The 6,264-nt window shown below is 51.7% G+C and carries 9 protein-coding genes; 4 read left to right on the forward strand and 5 right to left on the reverse strand.

The window, feature by feature from the left end; genetic code table 11:
• Positions 1-14 precede the first annotated feature (14 nt).
• Positions 15-1,298, reverse strand: coding sequence for a lipopolysaccharide assembly protein LapB (locus tag SCT_RS15040; protein ID WP_144408289.1), 1,284 nt, complete (start codon positions 1,296-1,298; stop codon positions 15-17).
• 341 nt (positions 1,299-1,639) lie between these two features.
• Between SCT_RS15040 and SCT_RS15045 the strand changes: the two genes are divergently transcribed.
• Complete coding sequence (locus SCT_RS15045; RefSeq protein ID WP_059424586.1) at positions 1,640-2,014, forward strand: HTH domain-containing protein; 375 nt, start codon at positions 1,640-1,642, stop codon at positions 2,012-2,014.
• 220 nt (positions 2,015-2,234) lie between these two features.
• Here SCT_RS15045 and SCT_RS15050 read toward each other — a convergent pair whose 3' ends face one another.
• Both SCT_RS15050 and SCT_RS15055 read right to left on the reverse strand, forming a co-directional pair.
• Entirely contained in the window at positions 2,235-2,528 is a 294-nt protein-coding gene (locus SCT_RS15050; protein WP_059424588.1) for a HigA family addiction module antitoxin, read from the reverse strand.
• A gap of 9 nt (positions 2,529-2,537) precedes the next feature.
• The gene (locus tag SCT_RS15055) at positions 2,538-2,816 is read right to left on the reverse strand and encodes a type II toxin-antitoxin system RelE/ParE family toxin (protein WP_059424591.1); all 279 of its coding nucleotides are present in this window, start codon (positions 2,814-2,816) and stop codon (positions 2,538-2,540) included.
• A gap of 136 nt (positions 2,817-2,952) precedes the next feature.
• On the opposite strand from SCT_RS15055, the gene SCT_RS15060 reads away from it, so the two are divergent.
• Entirely contained in the window at positions 2,953-3,213 is a 261-nt protein-coding gene (locus SCT_RS15060; protein WP_059424593.1) for a type II toxin-antitoxin system Phd/YefM family antitoxin, read from the forward strand.
• A 2-nt stretch (positions 3,214-3,215) separates the two neighbouring features.
• On the forward strand, positions 3,216-3,479 hold the full coding sequence (locus SCT_RS15065) for a Txe/YoeB family addiction module toxin (RefSeq protein ID WP_059424594.1): 264 nt from the start codon (positions 3,216-3,218) through the stop codon (positions 3,477-3,479).
• A 103-nt stretch (positions 3,480-3,582) separates the two neighbouring features.
• On the opposite strand, the gene SCT_RS15070 is transcribed toward SCT_RS15065, so the two are convergent.
• Together SCT_RS15070 and SCT_RS15075 are read right to left on the reverse strand one after the other, a co-directional pair.
• A complete protein-coding gene (locus SCT_RS15070) occupies positions 3,583-4,128 on the reverse strand; it encodes a hypothetical protein (protein ID WP_059424596.1) in 546 nt (181 codons plus the stop codon).
• The gene (locus tag SCT_RS15075; RefSeq protein WP_144408290.1) at positions 4,125-4,529 is read right to left on the reverse strand and encodes a hypothetical protein; all 405 of its coding nucleotides are present in this window, start codon (positions 4,527-4,529) and stop codon (positions 4,125-4,127) included. Before SCT_RS15075 ends, SCT_RS15070 begins: the two co-directional genes overlap by 4 nt.
• Before the next feature lie 764 nt (positions 4,530-5,293).
• On the opposite strand from SCT_RS15075, the gene SCT_RS15080 reads away from it, so the two are divergent.
• Entirely contained in the window at positions 5,294-6,163 is an 870-nt protein-coding gene (locus SCT_RS15080) for a hypothetical protein (protein WP_059424605.1), read from the forward strand.
• Positions 6,164-6,264 lie beyond the last annotated feature (101 nt).

Consider the following 6,264-nt stretch of genomic DNA (forward strand, 5'->3'; position numbering starts at 1 on the left):
TCAGTACGCTTTTTTTAATCGAAGGTGCGGCTCAGGGATAAGCTCGTTATATCTCGAGTGTAGTTGTAGAAGGAGATATTCGAGTCATTTCGATAGGTGGTATAGCTGCCTGTTATCCGCCAGTCTTTCATCGTTGCTTCCTTGAAATCATGGTGGAATCCCAGTTCATAGGTTTTGAGTGTGTCCTTTTGGTTCTGGGTAAGTAGTGGCGCGTTCGGGTTCAGGGCATCCCATTTCGTGTCGCGCTGGATATACCTGCCATACACTGAGCCGTTTTCCCAGGTTACAGCGCTCGCTCCGACAAAAAACTCCGTACCGTCGTTGCTGTAATAGTTCCGGTCCGCGGCTTCATGGAAAAGCCTTACTCCGGCTTGCGCCGCTACTTTGCTGTCATGATATACATGGCCCAAGTAGGCGCCCATGGCGGTGTAATTGCTGTCCTTGCCGATGTCGCCGCTACGCGCGAACTCCCGCTTTTGCGCGAGCACATCCCACGTGAGCTCGCTATTGCCCAGTTGCCAGGTGACGCTGGGGAGAACGGAGGTATATCGTGCAAGGGATGCGCCCCCATACTGGTAGTGATCGAGGCTGACGTTGACATTGGCACGCCACTTGTTCAGTACGAACCAGGCCGGTCCGGTGCTCAATGTGATAACTTCCAGGTTGGAAGCATGTTCGCTGAAATTCTCTTTTGCGTATAAATTTGCGCGGCTCTGCCAGAGGAAACGTGCGACCGATTCGCCTATCTTGACGGGCGTTGGCGACTGGTAGCTGTGGCTGATGCCGGCGGACAGGGTCGCTGCCGTGTCGGCGCGTGCGGCATCCGAGGGTGACAGGTTGGTGGCCTGCGCGATCGCGCCTGAAGGCCCCGCGTTTACGTTGGAGTCGTGCATGAGACCAACGGAAAGAGAGTGTTCCCAGACTTTGCGTTTTAATAAGGCCTCCTGATCGCCCTTGAGCTGCGCCAGGAAAGCCAGAACGGAAAGCCTGACGTTATCCGGGAGGTCGGGTTTGCGGAGAACGGCTTCAGCTTGCTCTTTGGCTGCCTCGTAATTCAGTGCCTTGTAATAGGTGAGAGCCAGTTCAAGGCGAACCCGATCAAGTTCGGGGCGCAGGTTCAGGATTGCCTGCAAGGATTCGATGGCGGCAAACAGATGGCCTTGCTCCCGCTGGTACACACCTTCCTTGAAAAGATGGTCCACTTTCTCCTTGTCGCTATCTGCAGCAAACGACACAGACCCGTATGTTATTGCTACCAGTCCGAAACAAAGCAGCAGCATTTTTTTTTGTTTTTGCATGATATTTGCCTTCAAAGTCCTTCTTCCTGTTGAAAATTTAGGTGCGCCCGAGCCGGTGAATTTCGTGTGATGATACTATGTTTTTATTACATTACAATTAAGAATTGTCGATAACCTTATTGAGTTTGGCCGCTTTTTCAAATTCCTCATTCCAGTTTAATTATTAAGGATGAGGCGAAGATTGCAGCCTTACTTGTTCAACTTGTGCGGGTTGCTTCGCACCATCACCGACATTACATGGGTGAGATTGAAGCGGTCGAGTTCGTGAGTTATGAAGCAACGCAGGAAAGATTCCAGCAGGAGTGGCTGGAAATTGTTAACCAAACACGAGGAAAGAAACCATGACCAAAGTCGTGATTCGCACTGATGACGTGACGGGCTTCTTCTCACGTGCAAAGGATGCTGCACGGAGAGGTGATCGAGGCGAAGCGTTCGAAGGCAAGGTAACGCTCTCGTTTGAAGACCCGCAACGGATGTTTACCGTGCTCTCGGAAGCGCGTCGCCGTTTGATGCTTGAGGTGATGCACGAGCCCAGAACTATTAATGAGCTGTCCCATCGACTGCATCGCAACCGTTCTGCCATCACCAAAGATGTCGGACTTCTTGAGAAGATGGGGCTGCTCGTTTCACAACGTCAGACCAACCCGGGGCACGGCATTCAAAAAGTTGTGCGTTCAGTCGCGCCCAAAATCGAGATGGTAGCAACGCTGGGGTAAGCTCCTCTCGCACCCATCCATAGAACCCCCCGCACCTCTTTCGATGCAGTGGGGTGGGCCGTAATTGTGGACGGTGGCGTGCGACTCCGGAGCTTTCAATCCCCATCAATCCCCATTTGTTAATGGGGAGGCGAAGATTGCAGCCGCCTTGGATGGCTCACGGTATTGTCGGCGCCTTTGAGGCGCTCCCCCAATAAACTCCGGCTTTGTTCAACAGTTCTCAAGCCGCTATCCGCTCCAGTGGCTTGATTTTTGGTCTCGGCAGTTGCTCCGCCTGCCACAGTTCCCACTGGACTTGCATACCAAGCCACAGATCAGGGGTCGTGCCTAGCCAGGCGGACAACCTGAGTGCCATGTCTGCTGATATGCCCGCGTTGCCGTTGACGATCTTGGATAGTGTCTTTCGGCTTACGCCAAGATTTTCCGCCGCATCGGTAATGCTTACGCCCAGCGGCTCCAGCCAGAGGTCGTGAAGTATTTCGCCAGGGTGAGCGGGGTTGTGCATCCTGCTCATGTGTATCTCCTAATGGTAGTCCTCGTAATTGACGATTTCCGCATTGCCCGCTTCAAAGCGAAAGGTAATGCGCCAGTTCGCCTGAACGGTCACAGCCCAGATATCCTTTCGCGTACCTTTCAGTGGGTGCAGCTTAAGTCCTGGTGCGTCCATGTCTTCCACGGTTTTTGCTGCTTCCAGCATGGTCAATATCTGATGCAGCCGCTTGGCGTGAATGGCCCGTATGCCCTTGGTTTTGCCGGTGCAATGAAAAAGCTCCAGACCTTTGTGTGCAAACGACTTGATCATGCTTAAGTGTAACCCATATGGTTACGATGTCAAGCGTTGGGTCGCAACGGCACCACGTGTTCAGAAGTTATATCGACTTGCATTAAACACGTGTCCCGGCTAGACTTGTTCAACTTAATGAACAAGTGAGGCAAGAATGAAAGTCGTTACCTATTCCCATGCGCGCAATGCGCTCAAGTCCATATTGGATGGCGTAGTTCAAGACGCGGACGTGACCATTATCAGCCGCCGCGATGCGGAAGGTGATGCAGTGGTGATGTCGCTGGACAGCTACAACAGCATCATGGAGACGCTGCACCTGACAAGCAATCCGGTGAATGCGGCGGCATTGGCTCGGGCAATTGCACAGGATAAAGCCGGGCAAGCTCAGGATCGTCAACTGCTCCCCACTGATTAAGCATGCGCGCCATTCGCTTTGTGCCCGATGCGTGGGACGCTTATCTGTACTGGCAGGATCAGGATAAGAAGACGCTCAAGCGGCTAAACCTGCTGATTACTGCCGCTGCGCGTGACCCGTTCACAGGTATAGGCAAGCCCGAACCACTGCGTGGCGAATTATCCGGCTACTGGTCGCGGCGCATAGATGAAGCGAACCGTTTAGTGTATCGCGCAACCGATGCAGAGCTGGTGATTATCGCTTGCCGTTTCCACTACGACGGCTAACCCTTTCGACCAACCGCCTAGGAGTTCGTAGGCGGTATCTTTGTTTCCAGCACGATGTCGCAGGGACTTGGGCCTGTTTTAACTGAAAAGTTACGGCTAGGAGTTACCGTTCCATATCCTTCCGGATGATCTTGGCTTCTCGGTAGGCATAAGGGCGCAGATTTGAGATGGCCGTTCTAGCTTCTTCGGCGGATGGAATGAGGCCTAGACTTTGAGCGTTGACCAAAAACGCTTCCGTGCTCACTAGAACGCAACTTCCATGCAGGGCTGCGGCGTTTCGTAAAAACCAGCCGTCCTCGAACAGCACGATTGGCTTCGGGCCTTTAGATACGCTCAATCCGATCAGGAGGCTTTGGATAGAAAGCTCGCCGGCGTTTGGAGGGAGCGGGGCGTTCGGGCAAGTCTGGCGCAGATGTTGGATACTGTGCCCGACCTGAGTAGGGAGAATTTGAATGACCTTCTCGTTGGACGCATAGAATTGATGCAGCTTGGCGGCCTCCGTAGAGGCTCCAGAAAGTGCTCCACGGTCAATCGTCTCTTCCTTGACGACATCCGTGATGGCGGTCTGGAATTTCAGGAGCAATCCGAGTAAATCGCCAGCTGCCAAGGAAAATAAGGGGCCCGAATCCGGAATGAGGATCGGCCTCATGAATGCTGATGAATTGTTTTTTTCGTCGACCGTTTGGCCTTATCCTTCGAAGGGAGTAAACATTCTCTCATCGCCTCCAGAGACTCAGTCGCCTGTCGCTTGATGGTCTCTTCGGAAAGGCGCTTCATCGGCAATCCCTCCTCGGCCATGAGATGCAGCGTGTATCCGGCGTCTTGGAAACCCAGCAGTCGTGTGGCCTCCATTAGGGAGATTTTTCCACCGCTCAGATCAAATAGTATCTTTTTGGAAGGATCTATATCGGGGGCGTCAAGACGCTGGCCGAGCTGGGAGAACAATGCACTGACTAGCTTGTTTAGGGAGCCACCGTGCCGAGCGACGTAAGCCTTGGCATTAGCCAAAACCTCCTCCTCGATTTCGAAGTTAATTTTCGCCTTGCCCATGACTGACTCCAACAAAAAATTATACCCCATAATAATGGGGTATTTATATTGGATAGTCAAGCCAAGATACAGAGATTTCTTGGGAATTGCTGGATACGAATTCGTAGGGACGAGCCGATGGACAGAGTGAGGGAATGCCTGGATGGCAGGCCCCTCAACAATGATTTTCACTCTTTTTGTTAACGGCTTGGCTAAAAGGCACTACGCTCAAAACAACAGCCTGGAACAAAACTGCCGCATACCTTTGCCTCCCCCTTTAACAAAGGGGGATTGAGGGGGATTTAAAAACGCCGGATTCGCAAAGGTCAAACCTTTATTAAGTCCCCCGGCAGAGCCGGGTTCACCCAACCGAATTAACTTCCAAACAGAAATAAATCGGCTTTCTGGTATTTGTCGAGAAATTTAACGAGTGCCTTTTTAAGACATGCCAATATGTAGCGAATTTCAGTACTCCTGAATTATCATTTCCTTATAACAATTATTGATGTTTTTAGATTTTCTTTATGCCTGTAATAGTCATGGTTATTGAGTGAAATTTGTCGAAAAACTTTACATATTCATGGCTGGATATCAACATCATTTTCCATATAATCATTGAAAAATATGAAACAAGTCGTCCGGGAACAAACCTTGCTTATAGGTTTTGTGATTTAACTGTAGCGATGGTTTTAAGCGGCCTGTCAGGGCCGTTTCTGGCAGCGTAACAGTGGTTCAAGAGCATTAATTAAACTAAAAACTGGGGGAGACACAAATTGAATACTTGGATGAAAAAAATTCTGATGGCCCTTGCCATGCTGGCATGGGCACCGTTTGCATTGGCGCTTTCGCCTTATATCAAGGCAGACAGCGTAACCGCGGGTGACGTCAATGCCGTCATGTCCCAGGTCGAGAAAAAATTGCAGGCAGGCGGTTTTACCGTGGTTGGCAAATATCAACCTCAAGGCATTGCGGGTAACGGCGTAGTCATCGTCACCGACAAGGCCATCCTGGACACCATCGCCAAGATTGGTGGCGACGTCATCGTCGGCGCCGGCATCCGTGTAGGCGTCAAGGCCGACGGCACCGTTTCCTACATGAACCCCGAGTACTGGTACCGCGCCTACTTTCGCGACAACTTTGATGCCAATCAGGCAGCGGTCAAGGGCGTGGAAGCACGCCTGAAAACAGCGATCGGCGCTGGCGCGGCATTTGGCGGAGATGTCGAAGCTGACAAATTGGCCAAATATCATTACATGTTCGGCATGGAATACTTCGCAGACAACCGCGACCTGGCTACCGCTGGCAGCTTCGAAAAAGCGGTTGAAACCGTTCATGCCAACCTGGCCAAGGGCGCTGGTGGCACCGCCAAGGTTTATGAAGTCGTGATGGCCGACAAGAAGATCGCCGTATTCGGCGTCGCCATGAATGACCCGAAAACCGGTGAGGGCGTGTGGGTCAACAAGATCGAAGGTGCCGATCACATTGCTGCCCTGCCTTATGAAATTTTCGTGGTTGGTGACAAGATTATGGGCTTCTTTGGACGCTATCGCATTGCCCTGTCCTATCCGGCCCTGAAAATGACCAGCTTTGGCAAGATCATGGCCACCCCGGGCGCTATCAGGTCTACCCTGAAGACGGTGGCGGGTGCTGAGTAACAGTGCTTTGTTGATTTGCGTTTAAAACTGACCCACTAACCATAGAGATTTGCATGGAATTTTGACCCACGTTTATACACTGACCTACTCGGGAACGAGTG

It is taken from the genome of Sulfuricella sp. T08, assembly GCF_000971475.1.
Lineage (GTDB): Bacteria > Pseudomonadota > Gammaproteobacteria > Burkholderiales > Sulfuricellaceae > Sulfuricella.